Source organism: Streptomyces paromomycinus (assembly GCF_003865155.1).
Lineage (GTDB): Bacteria > Actinomycetota > Actinomycetes > Streptomycetales > Streptomycetaceae > Streptomyces > Streptomyces chrestomyceticus.
In genome coordinates this window covers 7,813,665-7,833,435 of sequence record NZ_BHZD01000001.1, presented here as the reverse complement: position 1 = coordinate 7,833,435, position 19,771 = coordinate 7,813,665, and the positions used below count along the sequence as shown (strand labels likewise).

18 protein-coding genes and 1 tRNA gene are annotated in these 19,771 nt (G+C 73.3%); 7 read left to right on the top strand and 12 right to left on the bottom strand.

Annotated elements, in window-relative coordinates; translation table 11 throughout:
- Positions 1-25: 25 nt before the first annotated feature.
- The 3 genes from OEIGOIKO_RS33780 to OEIGOIKO_RS33770 all read right to left on the bottom strand — a co-directional run bounded on the left by OEIGOIKO_RS33780 (position 26) and on the right by OEIGOIKO_RS33770 (position 2,766).
- Positions 26-877 carry a chaplin gene (locus tag OEIGOIKO_RS33780; protein ID WP_125057225.1) on the bottom strand — a complete coding sequence of 284 codons (852 nt, stop codon included), beginning with the start codon at positions 875-877 and terminating at the stop codon, positions 26-28.
- A 140-nt stretch (positions 878-1,017) separates the two neighbouring features.
- Positions 1,018-1,251 carry a chaplin gene (locus OEIGOIKO_RS33775; RefSeq protein ID WP_031010739.1) on the bottom strand — a complete coding sequence of 78 codons (234 nt, stop codon included), beginning with the start codon at positions 1,249-1,251 and terminating at the stop codon, positions 1,018-1,020.
- Positions 1,252-1,440: 189 nt separating this feature from the next.
- Positions 1,441-2,766, bottom strand: coding sequence for a M20/M25/M40 family metallo-hydrolase (locus tag OEIGOIKO_RS33770; protein ID WP_125057224.1), 1,326 nt, complete (start codon positions 2,764-2,766; stop codon positions 1,441-1,443).
- A gap of 234 nt (positions 2,767-3,000) precedes the next feature.
- On the opposite strand from OEIGOIKO_RS33770, the gene OEIGOIKO_RS33765 reads away from it, so the two are divergent.
- From OEIGOIKO_RS33765 to OEIGOIKO_RS33745, 5 genes are all read left to right on the top strand, one after another.
- Positions 3,001-3,088, top strand: a tRNA-Leu gene (locus OEIGOIKO_RS33765).
- Positions 3,089-3,147: 59 nt separating this feature from the next.
- Positions 3,148-4,086, top strand: a complete 939-nt coding sequence (locus OEIGOIKO_RS33760) for an NAD-dependent epimerase/dehydratase family protein (protein ID WP_125057223.1) — start codon at positions 3,148-3,150, stop codon at positions 4,084-4,086.
- Between the two features lie 310 nt (positions 4,087-4,396).
- The gene (locus tag OEIGOIKO_RS33755) at positions 4,397-4,837 is read left to right on the top strand and encodes a helix-turn-helix transcriptional regulator (protein WP_125057222.1); all 441 of its coding nucleotides are present in this window, start codon (positions 4,397-4,399) and stop codon (positions 4,835-4,837) included.
- A gap of 62 nt (positions 4,838-4,899) precedes the next feature.
- Positions 4,900-5,409, top strand: coding sequence for an ImmA/IrrE family metallo-endopeptidase (locus OEIGOIKO_RS33750; RefSeq protein ID WP_246177713.1), 510 nt, complete (start codon positions 4,900-4,902; stop codon positions 5,407-5,409).
- Positions 5,406-6,743 (top strand): MAB_1171c family putative transporter, encoded by a 1,338-nt coding sequence (locus OEIGOIKO_RS33745; RefSeq protein ID WP_125057220.1) that lies wholly within the window; start codon positions 5,406-5,408, stop codon positions 6,741-6,743. The genes OEIGOIKO_RS33750 and OEIGOIKO_RS33745 overlap by 4 nt, the downstream gene beginning before the upstream one ends.
- Before the next feature lie 55 nt (positions 6,744-6,798).
- Here the strand turns inward: OEIGOIKO_RS33745 and OEIGOIKO_RS33740 are convergent, their stop codons facing one another.
- The 5 genes from OEIGOIKO_RS33740 to OEIGOIKO_RS33720 all read right to left on the bottom strand — a co-directional run bounded on the left by OEIGOIKO_RS33740 (position 6,799) and on the right by OEIGOIKO_RS33720 (position 12,568).
- Positions 6,799-7,641 carry an SMP-30/gluconolactonase/LRE family protein gene (locus tag OEIGOIKO_RS33740; RefSeq protein WP_125057219.1) on the bottom strand — a complete coding sequence of 281 codons (843 nt, stop codon included), beginning with the start codon at positions 7,639-7,641 and terminating at the stop codon, positions 6,799-6,801.
- A 34-nt stretch (positions 7,642-7,675) separates the two neighbouring features.
- Positions 7,676-8,749: a DUF1611 domain-containing protein gene (locus OEIGOIKO_RS33735; protein WP_170251938.1), complete on the bottom strand. Its 1,074-nt coding sequence runs from the start codon at positions 8,747-8,749 to the stop codon at positions 7,676-7,678.
- Positions 8,750-8,856: 107 nt separating this feature from the next.
- Positions 8,857-10,359, bottom strand: a complete 1,503-nt coding sequence (locus tag OEIGOIKO_RS33730) for an aldehyde dehydrogenase family protein (RefSeq protein WP_246177711.1) — start codon at positions 10,357-10,359, stop codon at positions 8,857-8,859.
- 1 nt (position 10,360) lies between these two features.
- On the bottom strand, positions 10,361-11,458 hold the full coding sequence (locus OEIGOIKO_RS33725; protein WP_125057217.1) for an acyl-CoA synthetase family protein: 1,098 nt from the start codon (positions 11,456-11,458) through the stop codon (positions 10,361-10,363).
- Between the two features lie 285 nt (positions 11,459-11,743).
- Positions 11,744-12,568, bottom strand: a complete 825-nt coding sequence (locus OEIGOIKO_RS33720) for a class I SAM-dependent methyltransferase (protein WP_125059306.1) — start codon at positions 12,566-12,568, stop codon at positions 11,744-11,746.
- 257 nt (positions 12,569-12,825) lie between these two features.
- Between OEIGOIKO_RS33720 and OEIGOIKO_RS33715 the strand changes: the two genes are divergently transcribed.
- Positions 12,826-14,091 carry a DegT/DnrJ/EryC1/StrS family aminotransferase gene (locus OEIGOIKO_RS33715; protein WP_170251937.1) on the top strand — a complete coding sequence of 422 codons (1,266 nt, stop codon included), beginning with the start codon at positions 12,826-12,828 and terminating at the stop codon, positions 14,089-14,091.
- 72 nt (positions 14,092-14,163) lie between these two features.
- Here the strand turns inward: OEIGOIKO_RS33715 and OEIGOIKO_RS33710 are convergent, their stop codons facing one another.
- Positions 14,164-14,781: a class I SAM-dependent methyltransferase gene (locus tag OEIGOIKO_RS33710; protein ID WP_125057215.1), complete on the bottom strand. Its 618-nt coding sequence runs from the start codon at positions 14,779-14,781 to the stop codon at positions 14,164-14,166.
- A gap of 22 nt (positions 14,782-14,803) precedes the next feature.
- The gene (locus tag OEIGOIKO_RS43225) at positions 14,804-15,430 is read right to left on the bottom strand and encodes a DUF6314 family protein (RefSeq protein WP_246177709.1); all 627 of its coding nucleotides are present in this window, start codon (positions 15,428-15,430) and stop codon (positions 14,804-14,806) included.
- A 172-nt stretch (positions 15,431-15,602) separates the two neighbouring features.
- Between OEIGOIKO_RS43225 and OEIGOIKO_RS33700 the strand changes: the two genes are divergently transcribed.
- Entirely contained in the window at positions 15,603-16,313 is a 711-nt protein-coding gene (locus tag OEIGOIKO_RS33700) for an HAD family hydrolase (protein ID WP_246178194.1), read from the top strand.
- A 57-nt stretch (positions 16,314-16,370) separates the two neighbouring features.
- Here the strand turns inward: OEIGOIKO_RS33700 and OEIGOIKO_RS33695 are convergent, their stop codons facing one another.
- On the bottom strand, positions 16,371-18,002 hold the full coding sequence (locus OEIGOIKO_RS33695) for an ABC-F family ATP-binding cassette domain-containing protein (protein ID WP_125057213.1): 1,632 nt from the start codon (positions 18,000-18,002) through the stop codon (positions 16,371-16,373).
- A gap of 384 nt (positions 18,003-18,386) precedes the next feature.
- Positions 18,387-19,757: a cytochrome P450 gene (locus OEIGOIKO_RS33690; RefSeq protein ID WP_125059304.1), complete on the bottom strand. Its 1,371-nt coding sequence runs from the start codon at positions 19,755-19,757 to the stop codon at positions 18,387-18,389.
- Between the last annotated feature and the right edge of the window lie 14 nt (positions 19,758-19,771).

Below are 19,771 nucleotides of genomic sequence, written 5' to 3'. Positions count from 1 at the left end.
TCCCGGCCGCGGCGCCGGTGACCGGTCAGGCCCGTGCGGAACGCGCGCGGCGGTACAGCACCGCACCGCCGATCAGCAGACCCGCGCTCGCCGGAAGCGCGATGCCGAGCGCTCCCGCACCGGTCTGCGCGAGGAAGTGCTCCTCGCCCCCGGGCGGGGTGACGATCTGCGTATGCGGCGTCGACTCCTCCTTCCGGACCTGCGGTGCCCGGTCCTGCACGGCGCCCGCCGTGTCCGTCGTGTGCGGCCGGTGGTCCGGGGTGACCGGCCCGGCCGGTTCGCCCGCGCGGTCCTCGGCCGGTGACGCGGAACCGCCCGGGGCCCGCGGGCCAGGGCGGCCGTCGGACGGCCGCGGGTCCTGTCCGGCCGGGGTGTCCGGCGAGGAGCCGTGATCGGTGCGCGTACCCGTACCGTCGCCGGTGCTGCCGCCCCCGCCCGCGCAGCCGTTGGCGTTGACGGGGTTGCCGATCCCGACGACCGACACGGAGTTGCCGCAGGCGTTGACGGGCGCGTGGACCGGCGCCTGCACCTGGTTGCCCGAGCCGACGCCGGGCGAGCCCTGCGCCGAGCCCTGGGCACCGGCGCCGCCGCCACCGCGGCTGTTGGCGCCCTGGCCCCGTTCGCCGTGCGAGCCGCCGCCGTTGACACAGGTGTTTCCCATGGCGGGATTCAGCAGTCCGACGACGTTCGCGGAATTCCCGCAGGCCTGCACCGGGATGTCCACGGGAATTTGGGCGGCATTGCCGGCCAACACCCCGGGGGAATGCGCCGCATTCCCCTGCGCACCGGAATCCGCGTGCGCGTAGCTGCCCGCGACGGCCAGTACACCGCTCGCTGCCGCCATCGTGATCAGGCCCTTTTTCGCGACCTGTCGCATAGGTTCGCTCTCCCCTGCCTCTGACTTCCGAATGACCCGCGGCGCGTAGCGCGGCGGGCCGGAACACCCGTCGGCTCCGGAGTGCATGGCGCGCACTCCGGAGCCGACCGGGTTACAGCCTTACGGATTCAGGCACCGCGTCAGTCGTTGACGCAGGTGTTGCCAAAGGCAGGGTTCAGCAGCCCGATGATGTCAATCGTGTTGCCGCACAGGTTGATCGGCACGTGGATCGGGACCTGGACGGCGTTGCCCGAAATGACACCCGGGGAGTTCAGGGCGGCGCCCTGCGTCCCCGAGTCGGCAACGGCCAGGCCCGCGCCGGCGAGCACCAGACCGCCGGTGGCAGCCGCGGCAGCGACGACCTTCTTGATCATTATTCCTCCTTGTTGGCAATGCGGTCCCAGCCGCGGACCGCACCCTCTGCAACGAGGAGAAGGTGATGAAGCTACGAGCCTATGACGCCATTCACCCGTTCCGGCTACATGCGTACACCTGGCCGACAGTGCCGGTCGCGTACCACGTCAGGGCCCGGTTTTCCGTGCCGCGCCGCGGCAGTTCGCCGGTCAGCTCTGCTCGATGAACCGGTCGAGTACCCGCGTACCGAACTTCAGTCCGTCGACCGGCACCCGCTCGTCCACGCCGTGGAACATCCCGGCGAAGTCCAGCTCCGGCGGCAGCTTGAGCGGCGCGAAACCGAAGCACCGGATACCGAGGTCGTCGAAGGACTTCGCGTCCGTACCGCCGGAGAGCATGTACGGAACGGCCCGCGCGACCGGGTCCTCGGCCTTCAGCGCCGACTGCATGGCCGCCACCAGCGGGCCGTCGAAACCGGTCTCCAGTGCCTTGTCGGCATGAATGTCCTCGCGCTTGACCCGCGGGCCGAGAATCCGGTCCAGATCGGCGAGGAATTCCTCCTCGTGGCCGGGCAGGAACCGGCCGTCGACGGCCGCGGTCGCCTGGCCCGGGATGACGTTGACCTTGTAGCCGGCGCCCAGTTGGGTCGGTGCCGCGGTGTTCTGCAGCGTGGCACCGATGATCTTCGCGATGCCGCCCAGCTTGGCGAGCGTCTCCTCCATGTCCTCCGGGTCCAGCTCGGTGCCCAGGGCGTCCGACAGCTCGTCGAGGAAGGACCGTACGGTCTTGGTCACCCGCACCGGGAACTTGTGCCGCCCCAGCCGCCCGACCGCCTCGCACAGCTCGGTGATCGCGTTGTCGCTGTTGGTCATCGACCCGTGACCGGCCGTGCCGTCCACGGTCAGCCGCATCCAGTGCATGCCCTTCTGGGCCGTCTCGATCAGGTACAGCCGCAGGTTCTCGTTGACGGTGAAGGAGAAGCCGCCGACCTCGCCGATGGCCTCCGTGACGCCCTCGAAGACGCCGGGATGCTTGTCCACGAGGTGCCGGGCGCCGTACACGCCGCCCGCCTCCTCGTCGGCGAGGAAGGCCAGCACGATGTCGCGCGGCGGCCTGCGGCCGGAGCGCAGCCGGTCGCGGACGACCGCGAGGGTCATCGCGTCCATGTCCTTCATGTCGACCGCGCCGCGGCCCCACACGCAGCCGTCCGCGATCTCCCCGGAGAACGGGTGGTGGGTCCAGTCCTCCGCGTTGGCGGGCACCACGTCGGTGTGCCCGTGGATCAGCAGCGCGGGCCGCGACGGGTCGGTGCCCTCGATGCGGGCCACCGTCGAGGCGCGGCCCTTGTGCGACTCGATGATCTGCGGTTCCAGGCCGACCTCGGCGAGCTTCTCCGCCACGTACTCGGCGGCGGCGCGTTCACCGGGGCCGGAATGGTCGCCGTAGTTGCTCGTGTCGATCCTGATCAGGTCCCGGCACAGGTCGACGACCTCGTCCTCGCCGGTGACCGTACGGGCCGGCTGCGACTCGCTCACACTGCCTCCTCATGGTTCACGGCCGCGCCGTCCTCCCGGTGGGGCACGGACCGCGGCGGGGGTCCACCGCCATCCTCCCTCTCGGCGGCGCTGTGCCCAAGGCCGCAATACTCCCGACATCCGCTGGTCACAGGCGCACCCCTGGCGCCGGACGGCCGTGATCGACCACCCCTGAACGTTTGCTATTGTTTTCCATGTCGGAACGGCCCAGCGGGCCGCACCGGCAGACACCTGGTCCGGGTGGCGGAATGGCAGACGCGCTAGCTTGAGGTGCTAGTGCCCTTTATCGGGCGTGGGGGTTCAAGTCCCCCCTCGGACACCAGCAAGAACCAGCTCAGCTGGGGTTCTTCGCGTTTGCGCCCCGCCCGCTACCCTGCGCGCATGAATCTTCATGTCGTCATAGGTCACGGCCCGGCCGGAGCCGCCACCGCGCGGCTGCTGGCGGACAAGGGCCGTGCGGTACGGGTCGTCACGCGGTCGGGCGGGCAGGCGGAGCCGGGCATCGAGCATGTCGCACTGGACGCCGCGGACCCCGGGCGGCTGACAGCGGCCGTGCGGGACGCGGCGGCGATCCACCTCTGTGCCGCGCCGCCCTATCACCGCTGGACCCGCGACTGGCCGCCGCTGGCCGCCGCGGTCAGCCAGGCGGCTGAGGCGACCGGCGCGGTGCTCGTCCTGCTGGGGAATCTGTATGGGTACGGCCCGGTTCAGGGTGAGATGACGGAAACGCTGCCGTTGGCGGCGACCGGCCCGAAGGGGCGCGTACGGGCCCGTATCTGGGAACAGGCGCTCGCGCTGCACGAGAAGGGCCGTATCCGGGCGGTGGAGGTACGCGCCTCGGACTTCTTCGGGCCGGGTGTGACCGACGGCGGTCACCTGGCCTCCCGGGTCGTGCCGCGGCTGCTGCGCGGCAAACCGGTGTCCGTCCTCGGTGATCCGGACGCGCCGCACAGCTGGACCTACGTTCCCGATGTGGCGCGGACCCTGGCCGAGGTCGCGGAGCAGGAGCAGGCGTGGGGGCGGGCCTGGCACGTGCCGACCTTGCCGCCCTTGTCGGTACGGGAGATGACCGGCAGGCTCGCGGCACAGGCGGGGGTGCCGCCGGTTCCGGTGCGCCGGCTGCCGTCCGTGGCGCTGCGTGCCGGGGCGGTCTTCTCGCCGATGTTGCGGGAACTTCGGGAAGTCCAGTACCAGTTCGACCGGCCGTTCGTGGTGGACTCCGGTGCGTACCGTGCCGCGTTCGCCGCCGAGGCCACGCCTCTCGACCGTCAGCTCGAAGCGACGGTGGACTGGTGGCGCGGCCGGCCGGCCGGAGGGTGACAGGAGGCGAAGGGCCCGTGGCGCGGCAGTGGCCACGGGCGGACGTCATGTGGGGGGCGGCTGAACGGCAGTCCGCGCCACCGCGGGGCAGCGGCTCATCGCGTCGGCGCCGCGCGACCGTGGCCGGTCGCCGCCGCGACGAGCTGTCCCTCAAGCGGACACCCCCGTCGTCCGCGTGAGTGGACATCGGAACTGCTCTGTTCATCTCCGCTAACGCGCTCCGACGGTAAGTGCACGCAAGATTCCTGTCAACTAGGATGAGTTGGCACTCCCAGGCAGCTCACCCCGGCGCACTCACGAAGGAGACCTGATGTCGTCACTGGCCGGGAAGGTCGACAAGCTGTTCACCACGATCCGCGCGAACGGCCGTGAGTACACCTACGAGGAAGTCGCGCGCGGGTGCAGCGAACTGAGCGGCGGAACGTTCTCCAAGACGTACGTCTGGCAGCTGCGCACCGGCCAGCGCACCAACCCCACCAAGCGCCATCTGGAGGCGCTCGCCGCGTTCTTCCGGGTCCCGGCGGCCTACTTCTTCGACGACGACACCGCCGACCGCGTCGACTCCCAGCTCGCCCTCGCCTCGGCGATGGGCAACGCGGAGGTCCGCGACATCGCGCTGCGCGCCATGAGCATGGACGACTCCGGCCGCAAGTCGCTGGCCCGCATCATCCGCGAGGTCAGCATGATGCACGCCACCACCGGCGCGGCCCGGGGCCGGCAGGCGAACCGTCCGGCCGACGGCGAGGAGTAGTGCTCCGGATGCCTTTCCGCCGGCGTGACCGCCACGGCAGAGGGTCTTCCGGGATGAGGGCCATGCGCCGCCAGTGCCAGGACAAACTGGCGTCGTTCGGGCTTCCCGCCCGCTACGACCTCCCGCAGCTCTGCGACCATCTGGCCCGGGCACGGGGCCGGGAGCTCGAACTGGTCGCCATGCCGATGGAGACCTCGGGGCCGTGCGGCCTGTGGCTGACCTTCCCCGGTACGGACTACGTCGTCTACGAGGCGCACACCAGCCGCCATCACCAGGAACACATCATCGCCCACGAACTGGCCCACATGATCTGCGGGCACCACGGAGTCGGCGTCCCCGGGACCGATCCCGGCAGTCTGCTCTTCCCCGACCTCGACCCCTCCCTCGTGCAGGACCTGCTGTACCGCGAGAACTACTCGGACGCCCAGGAACAGGAAGCGGAGGTCATGGCTTTTCTCCTCGGGGAGGCGCTGCGCGCCGGTCCACGCGGGGGCGCGGCGGCGCCGGACCCGGACAGCGCGCTGGGCCGGATCCACGGCTCGCTGAACTGGCGCCGTGAGGACGGTACATGACCGGCATCACCCACATCCGCTATCCGATCGCCGCGCTCGCCTGCTGGCTCGCGTTCGCCTACACCCTGGTGCCGCTGCTGCGCGGGCACCGCCGCAACGCGGGGCTGACGGCGCTGTGCGTCTCCTTCGGGTGCCAGGGCATGTACCTGGCGATGTCCACCCCCGCCCGCTGGACGGGCACCCTGTTCGGCACCATCACCTGGTACAACGTCTCGGTCCAGTTGTGGATCATCGCGGTGCTCGCCAGCCAGCAGATCCTGCTGATCCACTGGATGTACCCCAGGGCCGAGGCCCGGGTGCGGGCCCGGCGGCGGATGCTGCTGCTCGCGGTGGTGCCGGTGACGATGGCGGTGCTGTTCTTCCTGGCGACCCTCCAGGGCCCGCCGCGCAACGTCTTCAAGCATCCGGGCGACCAGCCGTTCTTCGTCGCCTACCAGGCCGCTTACCTCACCGCGTTCGTGGTCGGCAAGGTCCTGGTGGCCCGCGCCTGCTGGCACTTCGCCAAGCTCACCGACCACGCGTGGGTGCGGCGCGGGCTGCGCATCGCGGCGGCCGGCGCGGCCGTCGAGCTGGTCTATCCGGCCGGCCGGTACGCCGATGTCTTCCTGACGCAGTACGGCTGGAATCCGCTCCAGTGGTCCGACGTGTCCCGTACGACGCTGACGATCGGCATGGTCCTCAACATCGTCGGCTGGACCGCGCCGCTGTGGGGGCCGCGGATCTCCGCCGTCCGCGGCTGGCTGGCGGACTACCGCAGTTACCGGCTGCTGCGCCCGCTGTGGCTGGCCCTGCACCAGGCCCATCCGGAGATCTCCCTGCCGTCCAGCACCGGCAGCGACCTGTCTGCCCTGTACGACCTGCGGTTCCACCTGCACCGCCGGGTGATCGAGATCCGGGACGGCTGTCTGGCGCTGCGCGGGCACCACGGGGACCCGGGCGCGGTGCTCTCACCGGGTCAGGGGGCCGCCGGGGAGCGGCAGGCCGAGGTGGAGGCGGCACACATCGCGGCGGCGCTCGCGGCCGGGCCCCGGGTGCCGGGGCAGGTGCCGGTACCGGTGCCGGACGGCCGGGCGGCGGAGGACGGCTCGGGAACGGACGGCCGGGCGGCGGACGGTGCGGCAACAGTGACAGGCGGTCTGGCGGCGGACGGTACGGCAACAGCGACAGGCGGCCTGGCGGCGGACGGTGCCGCGCCGGACCCCGCGGGTACGGGCGGGGTGCCCGCGTCCGCGGCGGCCGGCGGGCCGGACTTCTCCGCCGATGTCGCGTGGCTGGTGCAGGTGTCCCGCGCGTTCGCACGCCAACGGCCCGCGGCGGCGCGGGCCGGACGGTAAGCCCGTACGGACCCCGGCCCCCGTACGGCCCCCGGCCCTCGTACGGACCGGGCCCTCACCCCGCGAACGCCACCCCTTCCAGCCCCTGGGCCACGCCGGGTACGACGAACAGGTTCCCGGCCTCCGGCTCGGCGTCCCCGAGGTCACGGCGGGCCGAGGTGACGTAGAGGTCGGTCAGGTCCGGGCCGCCGAAGCCGCAGGAGGTGGTCAGCGAGGCGGGCAGGGTGATCTCGCGGTCCAGCCGCCCGTCCGGGGTGTAGCGGCGGACCGCGCCGCCGCGGAAGAGGGCCACCCAGATGCCGCCCTCGGTGTCGGTGCACATGCCGTCCGGGAGGCCGTCGGTGTCCGTGACGGCGGTGAGTACGCGGCGGTTGGCCGCCTTGCCGGTGTCGAGGTCGTAGTCGAAGACGTCGATCCGGCGGGTGCGGGTGTCCACGTAGTACATCCGGGTCGCGTCGGGGCTCCAGGTGATGCCGTTGCTCAGCTGTATGCCGGTGGCGGCGGTGTGCGCGGTGCCGTCGGCGTCGATGCGCGCCAGCCAGCCCGGTGAGGTCTCGCCGGCGATGGTGCCCACCCACAGCCGGCCCCGGCCGTCGACGCCCGCGTCGTTGCCGCGCACTCCCTCGCGCGCCCATTCGGTGAGCCACCGGCGTGATCCGTCCGGTCCGGTCACCGCGACGCCGTCGCGCAGGCTCAGCGCCAGGCCGCCGCCCGCCCGGGGCAGCGCCGCCGCCACCGGCTGGTCGACGACGGTGACCGTGTCGCCGCCGTCGGAGGGGCGGTAGCGGTGCACCCCGCCTTCGTTCATGTCGACCCACAGCAGGGTGCCGTCGGCGGCGTCCCAGGTGGGGCATTCGGCAAAGTGCGCCCGTACGGCCAGGGCCACTTCAACGCTCACGGTGCACAGTCTCCTCGTCACGGGGTTGTCGGGGTCATGGGGTCAGTACGGGGCCGAGCACGTCCATCAGCGCGGCGGTGCCGTCGCCGTCGAGCACGTCGACGACCGGCAGCCCCAGCGGCCGCAGCCGCGCCACGCTGTCCCGGCCCCGGGTGGCGACGGCGACGACGGGGGCGCCGCCCAGCTCCTCCACCGTACGGATCTCGCTGCGCGGCTCCCCCACCGGGACGTGCTCCCAGTGGTAGCGGTGGGTGCGGCGCGGGTCGTGCACGAAGACGACGGCGTCGGGCTGCGAGCCCTGGAGGATCGCGGTGGCCAGGCCGCCGAAGGCGGGGTGCAGCACGGACGCCTGGCCCTTGATGATCAGCAGGTCATGCCGGGGGTCGGCGCGCAGCACCAGGTGTTCGACGAGTCCGGCCGCCTGGAAGACGGGGGTGCGGTCGATGATCGCGCCCTCCGTGCAGCCGGCCAGCAGGCAGGTCTGGCCGGTGCCGACGTATCCGGCGTCGATGCCGCGGGCCCGTGCCTCGCGGTGCAGTTGCAGGGCGACGGTGCGTTTGCCCACCACGCAGTCGCTGCCCGCCACGTGGACGAGCCGGGCGCGGGTGCGCCGCAGCCGGCCCGAGTACTTCGGCAGTTCGTCGTGCGGGCGCCGGACGTCGACCAGTTGCTGGCCGTGCGCGGTCTTGCCGGCGAACTCCGTGTGGCGCAGCGGGAGGTGGAGGCAGGAGATGACGTGCAGACCGTTGCGTACGGCGGTCGCGATCTGCTCCCACCAGAACGCCGGGAGGTCGCCCGGCGGCCGCGGCGCGTGCCGCGCCGCGCCGTCCACGACCTCCACGTGGTCGGACTCGGTCATGGCCACGACCAGCGCCTCCGGCCCGTACGGCAGGGCCGCCTCCAGCGAGGGGACGACCGGGACGTCGGTTCCGGGCACCACGGACGCCGTGCTGCCGGACGGGTGGAGGCGGTCGACGACCGCCACGGATTCGAGGACGGTGCTGTGCCGCAGCACCCCTTGGGCGGTCTTGCCTTCGAGTCGGGCGAACACTCCGTCGGCGAAGAGCACGGCGCGGAGCGGAAGCCGCGGAAATCCGGAGAGGACCATGACCGGAACCCTACGCACCGGACGGTTGCCGCGGAACGGCCGAGACGGCCCCCGGGCGGCGGTACGGCGGGGACCGGTCCGTACCGCCGGGCGACAGCGGCCGGACGTCATCCGGCCCGCCCCGGGACGGCCGCCGCCCCGGGCCCTCCGGCGAAGGTCTTCGACTCCATCAGGAACTCGGCGAGCGAGCCGTCGTGCGGCAGCCCGGGGCGGGTCCAGTGGGTGGGGACGTCGCCCTGGTGGACGTTGCGGATCAGCGGGGCGGCGACGCACTCGCGTACCAGGGTGGCGTCTTCGCTCAGCACCGTCAGGGACAGAGTTCGGCCGAACGCGGACGGGCGCAGGTCCGGCCGCCAGGGCGCCACGGCCGCGTACGGGAAGGGCAGTTCGGTGCCGAAGTGCGGGTCCTGCGGGCTGCCGAGGGCGACGACGAGCGGTCGCAGGACGGCGCTGCCGTCGCCCAGGTCGGCGAAGAACCGTTCAGCCGGGTCCGTCTCCGGGGCGGCCGCCGACCGCGTACCGGCCGGATCGACCGCACCGGCCGTACCTACGGTGTCGTGCAGTTGCCGCGCGAGGCGCCGGGCCTCGTCCAGCGGCCGTACGGGCAGTACCGCGTCCGGGTGGTCCGGCGGCAGCAGCGGCAGGTGCCCGAGCCGGTCGGCCAGCGCCCGCGCGAGGCCCTGCGGGTCGTCCTCGCACAGGACGGCGCTGGCGTTGAGGCACTGGACCCCGGCATCGGCTGCGACCGAATCGGCGACGGTGTCCAGGTGGTCGCGCCAGGGCACGTCCCGAGTGATCAGGACCTTGGAGCGGCCGGGGCCCTGCGCGAGCACCCGCCGGCTGTCGGCGTAGCGGGCGACGACGCCGTCACCGCCGTAGACCAGACCGAGGTCGGCCTGCTCGACGAGGGCCTCCGCGTGCTCGTGGGTGGTCGGCAGCAGCGCCGTGTACGCGGGTGCCAGCCCCGCCTCGCGCAGCGCGCGGACCAGCCGGCGTGGGGTGAACGGGTCGCGCTGGGAGGGCCGGACGGCGACGCGGTAGCCGAGGGCGAGGGCGCCCAGCCACTCCAGGTGGGTGGCGGGGTGGTTGCCGGGCGCCAGCACTCCGAGGACGTCGCCCTTGCGTACCCAGACCGCCGTCGTGTCACCGGCGGACAGGGCGTCGAGGGGCACGGCGCCCGTGGGGCGCTGCGCGGCCGCGGTGTCCGCCGCGGCGCGGCCGGTCCGCGCCGCCCGGTCGAGGGTGCGGCGGGCGACGGACACGGGCAGCCCGGAGACCAGCGCCTGGCGGCGGCAGTACGCGTCGGGTGTCTCCCCGTCCAGGGTGGCGGTGGCGAACAGCTCGCCCGCCCTGGCGAGGGCCGCGAGGCGTTCGGCGGCGGGCTGTTCCGGCGCGGCGCGCATCTCGTCGAGCACCTGGCGGATCAGCAGCGGCGGCGCGAGCGAGAGTTCGCCCGCCGGGCTGCCGGTGGCGTCGGTGAAGGTGGTGCGGGTGGCGGAGCGGTACGGGCCCGAGGGGCGTTCGACGGTGATGTCGTCGGGGGCACTGCCGATGCCGGAGCCTGCAGCGAGGTGACCGGTCCCGGCGGCCGTTTCCGGACGGCCGGCCACGTCAGTACACCCCCTCGATGATCTTCTTGCCGCCGTCGGTGAACGGCTGGACGTCGGCCACCCCGTCGCCCCCGAAGCCCGGCACCGGCGCGACGCGGACCGCGGTGTCCCGTTCGAGCACGTGCGGCAGCAGCACCTCCGGGCTCAGCTGACGCATGCACACCCGGCCGCGCTCGCCGTACGCCACCTCGCGGGTCAGGTCGTCGGGGTCGAGCAGGGACAGGTGCACGTACGGGTGGAAGCTCTGGAAGACACAGGGCTCGGTGTCGCCGGGCACGGCCGGCCGCTGGGGCGCGGCGCCCATCATCGTGTTCCCGTACAGGCCGCTGACGGCCGCGTCGGGGAAGACCTCGGTGGACAGCAGCCGCAGCGTCTCGGGGTCGATGGAGGTGCTGCCCCACATGATGCCGCGCACCTTGTCGCGGACCAGCCCAGCGAGGCGCGGGCGTTCGGCGATCGCCTCCAGGAGGGGCGGGGTCGCGTACAGCAGGGAGATGTGCTGCGAGGTGAGCACCCATTCGGCCTGGTCGAGGAGGTGGTCGACGTAGTGCCGGGCGATGTCGCTCTGGCCGTCCTGGAGGCAGCGCCGTACCCAGCGCGGGTCGAGGTCGACCGGGAAGAACACCGCGCCGCGCAGCCGGGCGAGGCCGCGCAGGGCGTCGGCGACGACGTGCGGGCCGCTGGGGCCGAGGAAGAGCAGGTTGCCGTCGCCGGAGGGGAAGCCGTGCTCGTCGAGGACCTCGGACCACCAGCGGGTGTTGCGTTCCCACTGGCCGAGGTCGACGATCCGCTTCGGGGCGCCGGTGGTGCCGCCGCTCTCCCAGACGGAGGGCAGCCTGCCCAGGCCGCGCAGGCCCGCGGGCAGCAGGTCCTCGACCGGTACGTCCCGCCACTCGGCGCTGACGTCGGGGAAGCGGTTCAGGTCGGCGAGGGTGGTGATGTCCTTGCGCGGGTCGAAGGGCAGCGACGCGGCGCGCTCCACCCAGAACCGGGAGCCGGTGGCCGGGTCGAAGTGCCATTCCATGGCCGCGGCCACGACGGCGTCGGCGGAGGGCAGTTCGTGCCAGGGCGTGCCGAGTACGGCATCCACGTCGCGCATCTGGTTCACCTCTCTGCTGGCTGGAGCTGTCGGCCGGGCCCTGCGGGGGTGGGGCGGCCCCGGGGTGGGGGCCGCCCGGTGCCGGGCCCGTCCGGTGGATCCACCGGATCATGGGATGTTTGACCGGTGCAATGCGGCCCCGGACATTCCGGCTTGAAGCGGCCGGGGGCTGGCCAAAACGTGTCCCCGCTGCTGGTCGGGGTGGTGCCGGGGCGTGCTCGGCCCCGGCCCGCGGGTTCCGGAAAGCCGCCGTACGGTGCAGCACCCGACGGTCCGTCATACCGCTCAGGCCCGGACGGCCCGCAGCGCGAACAGTAGCGGAATGCGTGGTTCCGACGGGGGCAGCCGCCACCAGCCGTTGTCCGCCTGCTCCATCGTCGCGAAGCGCTTCCAGGGCAGCAGGTCCGTCTCCCGCAGCCGGTCGACGGTCAGCCCCGCGCCGACGAGCGCGTTGACGGTCTCCCCGAGACCGTGCCGCCACTCGTAACTGGTCGTCGCGCCCTCCACCGGCGGCCCGTCGGTGTACGTGTGCGGCGTGTCGCTGCGGAGCGCGCCCCGGCCCTCCAGGTAGTCGTGGGCCAGCAGCAGCCGCGCGTCGTCCGGGTCCTGACCCGGGTCGGGAGCGGCGCCCAGGGAGTTGAGCAGCGGGTGGAACTCGACCACGTACAGCATGCCGCCCGGCCTCAGCAGCCCGGCGATCACCTGGGCCCAGCGGGGCAGGTCGGGCAGGTAACAGAGCGCGCCCTTGCCCGTGTAGATCACGTCGAAGCGGCGGCCGCCCAGCGCTTCGGCGGCCTGGTGCACATCGGCCTGGACGAACTCGACGTCCCGTCCGTTGTGGGCCGCCAGGCGGCGCGCCTGGTCCAGTGCGGCGCCGGAGAAGTCCAGGCCGACGGTGTGCGCCGCGCCCCGCTCGGCGAACGCCTGCGTCTCGGTGCCGAGGTGGCACTGGAGGTGCAGGACGTCCCGGCCGGCCAGCGGCCCGAGGTCGTCCCATTCGAAGGGCGCGAACCAGTGGTCGGCGGTCCGTGAGCCGTCCAGCCCGTAGAAGTCACTGGCCACGTGCACCGGGGTACGGGCGTCCCAGTTCTCCCGGTTGGCCCGCAGCATGGCGTCGGTCGTGGGGGCGCCGTCCTGATGAGGCGTGCCGTCCTGATGAGGTGTGCCGTCCTCGTCGGGCGCGTTCTTCTGATGAGGCGTGCTGTCCTGAGTAGTCACGACGGCGTCCCTACCCGGCGGCTTGCGGCCGGATGCCCGGCGGCCTGCGGCCGGATGCGCGGTGGCGGCCTCGGCAGAGCCGGCCGCACGGCCGGTCAGGTGCGCGGCGGCGCCCTGCGTCTGCCCCGGTGAGGAGGAGGTGGTGCGGGGTGTACCCACCGAAGGACTTCGACATCGGCTGGCCGGATCTCGCGTACGGGATGGCGGCCTGCGGGCGGGACGGGGACGCCGAGCGGTGGGCGGCCACCGTGGAACGGCGGTTCGGGGACGGCGGTACGGGCGGGAGCGCGCGGACGGCGGACGAGGCCGCGAACCGGTGCTCGGCGACCCGATGCCTGGCGACGCTGTCGGTACGCAGTGCGCTGGACCTGACGTTGCGCGCCGCCGCGCTGCCCCGTGGCAGTGAGGTGCTGATGTCCGCCGTCACGATTCCCGACATGTGGCGGATCGTGACGGAACACGGCCTGGTGCCCGTTCCGGTGGACCTGGACGCCAGCACCCTGCTGCCCACCGCCGGGCAGTGGGAGGCAGCCGCCACCCCGCGCACCAAGGCCGTCGTCGTCGCCCATCTTCTCGGCACCCAGGCGCCGCTGGGGCCGCTCGCCGGACTGGCCGCGCGGCGCGGCTGGCTGCTGATCGAGGACTGCGCCCAGGCGTACAGCGGCCCGGGCTTCCGGGGCGATCCGGGCGCGGACGTGTCCCTGTTCAGCTTCGGCCCGATCAAGACCGCCACCGCGCTGGGCGGCGCGCTGGCGGTCGTCCGCGATCCCGCCCTGCTGACGGCCATGCGCGCGCTGCACCGGGAGTGGCCGGTGCAGGGACAGGACGCGCAGGCCCGGCGGGTCGCCAAGTACGCCCTGCTGTCGCTGCTCACCACGCGGCCGGTCTACACCGGGGTGGTGGCCGCCGCCGGAGCGCTGGGTCGCGACCGCACGAGCGGCCTCCAGGACACGGTGGGCGCGTTCGCCGGTACGGACCTCATGCCCGCGATCCGGCACCGTCCGGGCGCCGCGCTGCTCGCCCTGCTGGACCGGCGGCTGCGCACCACGGACGCCGCGCGGGCGGTGGAGCGGCGGGCAGCGACGGCACGTCGGCTGGTGGCGCGGCTGCCCGACCCCTCGCTGGTGTACGGCGCGGGCGCGCCCGTACACACGTACTGGCTGTGTGCCGTGCCCACCCCGGACCCCACCGCGACGACCGCCCGCCTGCGGTCCGCGGGCTTCGACGCGGCCCGGCCGACCTCGCTGGGCGCGGTACCGGCACCGCCCGGCCGCCAGCAGGGCGCGCGGACCGCGGCGCACCTCGTGCGCCAGGCCGTGTGCCTGCCGCTGCGTCCCGGTATGCCGGAGCGCGCGCTGGACCGGTTGGCGGCCGCGCTCGTTCCGGAGGGCGGGGAGACCGCGCCGGGGCCGTGAGGGCAGCGGGGACGCGGGCCGTCGCTAAGCAGCACTCCAAGCCCGTGCCCGGGGGCCTCGCCTTGTCCGGCCCTACGGGCGCCGCGCCCAGAACAGCACATGGCCGCCGGCGCCTTCCGGCACGAACGCCTCGCCGTCCACGGTGAGCCCGGCCGCGGTGATCCACTCCCGGTAGGTGTCAGCGCCGGGATGGCTCCACCACATGGTGGCTCCGGCCCCGAGCCAGTTCTCCTCGGTGCCTGTCCAGGCTCCGTGACCGGCGACGGCGAGCAAGGTGCCGCCGGGCCGCAGCCAGCCGGCGATACGGGAGAGCAGGGCCGGCTGCTCGTCGAGCGGCAGGTGGATGAGCATGTAGAGGCAGACGACGGCGTCGAAGGAGGCGTCGGGGAGGTCGAGGCCGGCGGCGTCGGCGCGGTGGAAAGTGGCCTGCGGCACGAGGCCACGGGCCCGCCGGACCTGCACCTCGCTCAGGTCCACACCGGTCACGGCATGACCCGCGGCGCTCAGGGACCGTGCGACGGGGACGCCGCACCCGCACCCGAGGTCGAGCACGTCGGCCCGGCCGGGCAGGCGGTCGAGCAGGGCGGCGATCCAGGGGGCGTACGTGCCGTCCCCGGCGTCGTCGGCACGGTAGGCGTACGAGACGGCGTCGTAGCCGCGCCGGACCAGGTCTTTGGGGGCTTCGGTCACGGGCACGGACGGTAGGCCACCGTCACGGCAGCGGGCGAACGTTTTTCCGGTACACCGAGCACAGCACCTGGGCCTTGGCCGGGCCGCCCACCCGCCAGCGCAGGTGCCACTCCCCCGGCGAGACGACGGTGAACTCGCCGTCGTACAGGTCGGCGGCGCAGGGGTGGCGGGTGGTCCAGTGGCCGGTGCGCAGGTCGAGGTCGTGGAAGGGCCGCCCGTCGGCGAACGTGACGTCGGCGGTGCCGTCCGGGCGCGGGCACAGGCGCAGGGTACGGGTGGCCGGGACGGTGGTGCCGTTCCAGGTCAGCTCGCCCTCTTCCACGTGCAGCAGTACACCGGGCACGGTCCCACCCTCGGAGCCTTCCGGGCCTTCCGGGCCGCCCGTGGCCTCCGGGCCGCCCGTGGCTCCCGGGCCACCCGTAAGCTCCGTGCCATCCGTACCCTCCGTGCCCTCCGGGCCACCCGTAACCTCCGCGCCCTCCGCGCCTTCCGGCCGGAAGTGCGCCGTGCCGCGGAAGGTCCCCTGCGTACCGGTACGGGCGTCCAGCACCGTACGGTCGACCGTCCACCAGCCGGCCAGGTACTCCGCGGCGTCGGGGACCCCGTACGGGCCGCCGGGTACGGTCGGGGCGTCGGGCTCTGTGGGCATACGGCCATTGTCCCCGGTGAGGGCACGCGCCCGTCGGCCGGGCCGGGCGTTCCGGGCCGCGCGGAATTGCGGTGCGTACGCGCGTAGCCGGTCAGTAGGGTGCCGCGGGGCCGGGGCGTCTTCCGGCCTGGACGGCGGCGACATGTACGAACGAGGAGACGGTGTGAGCGCAGTGGACGGCGGGCCCGGGACGCGCCGGGCACGGCAGGTGCTGGTCTTTGACGCCGACGACACGTTGTGGGAGAACAACGTGATCTTCGAGCGGGTCATCAAGGAGTTCCTGACCTGGCTGGACCACCCGGAGCTGGGCCGGGACGGCGTACGGGCCCTGCTGGACGAGATCGAGGCCGCCAACGCCGTGGTGCACGGCTACGGCAGCAAGGTGTTCCTGCGCAGCCTCGGCGAGTGTGTGCGGCGGGTGCGGCTCCGGGAGGCCAGTGAGGCGGAGCTGGCGCGGATCGCGGACTGGGCGCGGGCCTTCGAGGCGGACGAGGTGGAGCTGATCCCCGGGGTGGCCGAGACCCTGGCGGAGCTGGCCGGGCGGCACGAGCTGCTGATGCTGACGAAGGGGGACGCGCAGGAGCAGCGCGCGAAGGTGGCGGCGTCCCGGCTGGCCCACCACTTCCGCGGGGTGCACATCGTGCCGGAGAAGAACACCGGCACGTACGAGGAGCTGATCCGGACGTGCGTGCTGACGCCGGCGCAGACCTGGATGATCGGCAACTCCCCCAAGTCGGACATCCTGCCCGCCCGGCAGGCCGGTCTGAACGCGGTGTTCATCCCGAACGACAACACCTGGGTGCTGGAGCACGGCGTACTCGACCCGGCCGACGAGCAGGTGCTCCGCCTGGAGACGTTCAGCGAGCTGCTGCGGCACTTCTGAGCGGAGCGTCGCGTCACGGGCGGCGCGCGGCGGTGCTGCCACGCGCCGCCCGTCGGGTCACATCGGGGCGGTGTCCTTCAGTTCGCCGTCCAGGGCGAGCCAGCGGGTGACGCCGATCTCGCGGAGGAACGCCAGGTCGTGGCTGACCACGAGCAGCGCGCCCCGGTACGACTCCAGCGCCGTGACGAGCCGGCGTACGGACGCCATGTCCAGGTTGTTCGTCGGCTCGTCGAGCATCAGCAGCTGGGGTGCGGGCTCGGCCAGCATCAGGGCCGCGAGGGCCGCACGGAAGCGTTCGCCGCCGGAGAGCGTGCCGGCCTGCTGGTCGGCACGGGCGCCCTTGAACAGGAAGCGCGCCAGTCGGGCCCGTACCTGGTTGACGGTGGCGTCCGGGGCGAACCGGGCGACGTTCTCGGCGACGGTCAGCCCGTCGTCGAGGATGTCCAGCCGCTGCGGCAGGAAGCGGTGCGGTACATGGATCTCCGCCTCGCCCTCCTGCGGCGGGATCTCGCCCGCCAGGGTCCGCAGCAGCGTGGTCTTGCCGGAGCCGTTGCGGCCGGTGAGCGCCACCCGTTCCGGTCCGCGCAGCTCGATGTCGGCGTACGCGCCGTAGCGGACGCGCAGGCCCCGCAGGGTCAGTACGCCGCGGCCCGGCGGCACTTCGGTGTGCGGCAGGTCGACCCGGATCATGTCGTCGTCCCGTACCGCGTCGGCGGCCTCGTCCAGTTTCTGCCTGGCCTCCTTGAGTTTCTCGGTGTGCATGATGCGGTGCTTGCCGGCCGAGACCTGGGCCGCGGCCTTGCGCTGGTTCATGATGATCTTCGGCTCGCGCTTCTGGGCGTACATCTTGTGCGCGTACCGGGCCCGGCGGGCCAGTTTGACGTGCGCGTCGGACAGTTCGCGCTTCTGGCGGGCCACGTCGGCCTCGGCGACCCGCAGCATCCGCTCGGCCGCCTCCTGCTCGACGGCGAGGGCGTGTTCGTACGCGCTGTAGTTGCCGCCGTACCAGTGGACCTCGCCGCCGCGCAGATCGGCGATCCGGTCCACGAGGCCGAGCAGTTCCCGGTCGTGGCTGACCACGATCATGACGCCGGGCCAGCCCGCCACCGCCGCGTACAGCCTGCGGCGGGCGGCCAGGTCGAGGTTGTTGGTCGGCTCGTCCAGCAACAGCACGTCGGGGCGGCGCAGCAGCAGCGCGGCCAGCCGCAGCAGGACCGACTCGCCGCCGGACACCTCGCCGATGGTGCGGTCGAGGTCGATGGAGTGCAGGCCGAGCTGGTCGAGGGTCGCGCGGGCGCGCTCCTCCACGTCCCAGTCGTCGCCCACGGCGGTGAAGTGGGCCTCGTCGGCGTCTCCGTTCTCGATGGCGTGCAAGGCGGCGCGGGTCCCGGCGATGCCGAGGGCCGCGTCCACCCGCAGGCCGGTGTCCAGGGCAGCGTTCTGCGGCAGGTAACCGACCTCGCCGGCCACCTTCACGGAGCCTTCGGACGGCTGGAGGCGGCCGGCGAAGAGTTCCAGCAGGGTGGACTTGCCGGACCCGTTCAGGCCGATCAGGCCGGTGCGTCCGGGGCCGACGGTCAGGTCGAAGTCCTCCAGGACGGGGGTGCCGTCGGGCCAGGCGAAGCCGAGGCCGGAGCAGACGACGGAGGCGGCGGCCGGAGTGGCGGAAGAGGCAGAAGAGGTGGTCATACAGGTCTCCTCGGTGCACGGCGAAGGTACGGGGACGGCGCGGGAGACACCACGGGAAGGTCCACGAGAGCCGGGCGGCGGCACCGAGCGGTGTGCCGGGGCGGAGAGGGCGGGCCGGTGCTGCGGATCGCCGAGGTCGCGGACAGGGGCGCACGGCGGGTGCCGGGCGCGCTCTGCGCGCGCTGTCGCACCTCGCGCCGTGGGCGCGGTGTCTCAGGACCTCAGACGAGCAACGGCCTACTCCTGTCGGCGGCGATGGGAACGGAAAGAACGGTACGAGGCGCGCCGCCGGAACTTCAACGCATTTTTCGTCGCGCCCGGCGGCGCGGCGCGTTCACACCGCCGCCCGCGCCCGGCCCGCGACCGCCCCGGCCCGTACGTACGTCACCCCACCGCGCGCAGCCGCACCCGCGCCGGTCCGGCCGCCTGCAAGGTGATCCCCGCGGTGAGCGGCACGTCCCGGTCCACCGCCGTCAGCTCGTACGACCGCAGCAGGACCGCCGCCGCCAGCACGGACTCCAGCATCGAGAAGTGCTGCCCGATGCAGGCCCGCGGGCCGCCGCCGAAGGGGAACCACGCGTACCGGTGGCGTGCCGCCTCGCGCTCCGGTGTGAACCGCAGCGGATCGAAGCGTTCCGGGTCCTCCCACAGGTCCGGGTGCCGGTGGGTCACCCAGGGCGAGACGATCACGTCGGCGCCGTCCGGGATGCGGTACCCGCCGATCTCGGTGGCCGCGACGCCGCGCCGGCTGACCACCGGCGCCGCCGGGTACAGCCGCATCGCCTCCTTGAGGGCCATGGTCAGCTTCGGCAGCCGGTCCAGGTCGGCGGCCTCGGGGTCGCGCCCCGCCAGTACGGCGTCGATCTCCTCCCGTACCCGTGCCTGTTCCCCGGGGTGCCGGGCGAGCAGGTGGAGGGTGAAGGCCAGCGAGGTCGCGGTCGTCTCGTGCCCGGCCAGCAGGAAGACCAGCACCTGTTCGCGGATCTCGGTGGCGTCCAGGCCGCCGTCCTCCTCGGTGCCCGCGCGGGTGAGGAGCGTAAGGAGGTCAGCGCCCTCGCCGTCGCCGGGGGCTCCGGCGGCCCGCCGCCCGGCGGCGATGCTGTCGCAGACGGCGTTCAGCTCGGCCGTCGCCGCGGCGGCCTTCCGGTTGGCGGGGGTCGGCCAGCGGCGGGGCAGGTTACGGGGTGAGAAGCCGCGCCGCACCACATACTTGTTGATCACCGGGAAGCAACGGTGCACGGTGGCGACCGCGGCCTCCACGTCCGTACCGAACAGGATGCGGGAGACGGTGCGCAGCGCGAGCCGGTTCATCTCGCCCACCAGGTCGACGGTGCCGCCGGGCGGGGTACGCCAGCGGTCGGCGACGGCCTGCGCCTCGGACGCCACGGCCGCCGCGTACCCGTCCACCCGGCGCTTGGTGAACAGCGGCTGCACAATGCGGCGTTGACGCAGGTAGTCGGCGTCCTGGCTGGTCAGCAGGCCGTTGCCGAAGGGCTGCCGGACCTCTTCGTAGAACGGGTGGTCCTTGCGGAAGTTCGCCGCCTCGGACGCCAGTATCTGCTGGCTGCCCTCGGGCGAGAAGACCGCGTGGAAGACGCTGCGCAGGCCGGGCGGTCCGGCCACGAAGCGGACGAGGTCGCCGTGTTCGCGCCGGGCGCGGGTGAACGTCTCCAGGGTGGACCGCCGCAGGTCGAACATCGAGCCCAGGAACGGGACTCCTTTGGGGCCCGGTACGGTCCGGGTGGTGTGCGTCATGGAGGTCATGGGGG